The organism is Brevundimonas sp. CURTG3B2_SDJG, assembly GCF_057364705.1.
Genome location: NZ_JBNFOJ010000423.1, coordinates 1 through 1,846 on the forward strand (window position 1 = coordinate 1; position 1,846 = coordinate 1,846).

The 1,846-nt window shown below is 71.6% G+C and carries 3 protein-coding genes; 2 read left to right on the top strand and 1 reads right to left on the bottom strand.

Features of this window, described 5'->3' with window-relative positions; genetic code table 11:
* Positions 1 to 730: phosphodiester glycosidase family protein (locus tag AC2W7C_RS17365; RefSeq protein ID WP_486002486.1), on the top strand; the 730-nt coding region annotated here is incomplete at its 5' end.
* Positions 731 to 768: 38 nt separating this feature from the next.
* On the top strand, positions 769 to 1,404 hold the full coding sequence (locus tag AC2W7C_RS17370; protein WP_486002487.1) for a S24 family peptidase: 636 nt from the start codon (positions 769 to 771) through the stop codon (positions 1,402 to 1,404).
* A gap of 199 nt (positions 1,405 to 1,603) precedes the next feature.
* Here AC2W7C_RS17370 and AC2W7C_RS17375 read toward each other — a convergent pair.
* Positions 1,604 to 1,846: SH3 domain-containing protein (locus AC2W7C_RS17375; protein ID WP_486002488.1), on the bottom strand; the 243-nt coding region annotated here is incomplete at its 5' end.

The following is a 1,846-nucleotide window of genomic DNA, read 5'->3' on the forward strand; positions in this document are numbered from 1 at the left end:
CGCCGCGGCCTGGAGCGGGCGCTTGGCCCCTCCCCAGCCCGAGCCCCGCGACGGCCCACCCGCGCCCTGCCGCGACGTGACGTTCGACGGCCAGGCCTATGTGGTCTGCGAGATACCGCTGGACCGCTACGCCGTTTCGATCGCGCATAACGACGGAACGGCCCGACCGCGCGCGACGGTTGGAGACTTGGCCGCGGCCCGCGCCCGACGGCCCGTTCTGGTCATGAACGGCGGCATGTATGATCCGGATCTAAAACCGATCGGCCTGCTGGTCGAGGACGGGCGGGCTCTCAAGCCTCTGAGCCTGCGGGAGGGCCCCGGCAATTTTCACCTGAAGCCGAACGGCGTCTTCTTCCTCGACCGCGACGGCAGCGCGGGGGTTGTGGACAGCGCGCGCTGGGCGGCTCACGCGACGACCGCCCGCTTCGCCACCCAATCCGGCCCCATGCTCGTCGTCGACGGCCGTCTTCATCCGGCCTTCGCCCCTGACGGGGCGTCCCGCTATCGGCGCAACGGCGTCGGCGTGCGCGGCGACACGGTGATCCTGGCGATCTCGCGCGGGACCGTCAGCTTCGGCGCCTTCGCGCGCCTGTTCAGGGATGAGCTGGGATGCGCGAACGCCCTGTTCCTGGACGGGGCGGTGTCCGCCTTGACGGGCCCCGACGGCCCGATCGTGGGCGGAACCCATCCGGCCGGGCCGGTGATCGTGGTTGACCGCAAGGAGCCTTAGGCGGATATTCCTACCATCCGAATCGCATCCGTCCCTTCATGCCCCTATCCCACGCCCAGATCTGGACCGCCATCGACCGCCTGGCGCGGCGCGAGGGGCTGAGCGCCTCGGCCCTGGCCCGGCGGGCCGGACTGGACGCGACCAGCTTCAACCCGTCCAAGCGGTTCGGCCCGGGCGAGCCGCCGCGCCCCCGTTGGCCCTCGACCGAAAGCCTGACGCGCATCCTGACGGTCACCGGCCTGTCGCTGGCCGACTTTGCGGAGATGGCCCAGGACGCGCCCGAACGGCCGGCGATGATCCCCATGCTGGGCATGGCCCAGGCGGGCCGGGACGGCTTCTTCGACGACGCTGGCCTGCCGACCGGCGATGGCTGGGAGCAGACCGAACTGCCCCGGCCTCGCGACAGCCTGCTGAGCCTGAGGATCGAGGGCGATTCCATGGCTCCACTGTATCGGGCCGGCGACAAGGTCATCGTCGATCGCGAAGCGGCCGACGTGCGCCGCGGCGACCGGGTGGTGGTGCGCACCACCGGCGGCGAGACCCTGGCCAAGGAGCTGGCGGGGCTGACGGCGAAGACGGTGACCCTGGCCTCGATCAACCCCGACTACCCGCCCCGCGCCCTGCCCCGCGCCGAGATCCTGTGGATGGGCCGGATCGTGTGGGTCAGCCAGTAGCTCGCCGGAGGGTGAGGCAACGCCCCTCCACCCTCCTTCGCCCTTCGGGCTTCGGACGGTCCCCCTCCCCCGGTGGGGGAGGAACGCGCTCCAGCCGCGCTCAAGCAGCATCGCGCCGCGCGCGATGCGATAGCGCCCCACAAAGTAAAAGGGCCGCCCCTTTCGGAGCGGCCCTCGACACCAAATCCTGTCGGGCGGATCAGTAGTTGGTGACGTAGCGGGCGTTCACCCAGCCGCCGCCGGCGATCTGAACCCACTCGCCCTGCGAGCCGGTGGCGGTGAACGGCTGGCCGGCCGACAGGCGGCCCACGGTGCGGTAGCCGGTGCCCGGGCCCGAACGGATGTTCAGGTTCGAGGAGGCGCGGTACTGGGCGCCGCTCGAGGCGTTGGCGTTGGCCCGGGCCCGCTGCTTGTTGCAGCCGATGTACGAGCCGGCCGCGGC

Bases quoted from the DNA above. Each gene is read 5' to 3' on its own strand.
- AC2W7C_RS17370 (WP_486002487.1), top strand. From the start codon at position 769: ATGCCCCTATCCCACGCCCAGATCTGGACCGCCATCGACCGCCTGGCG.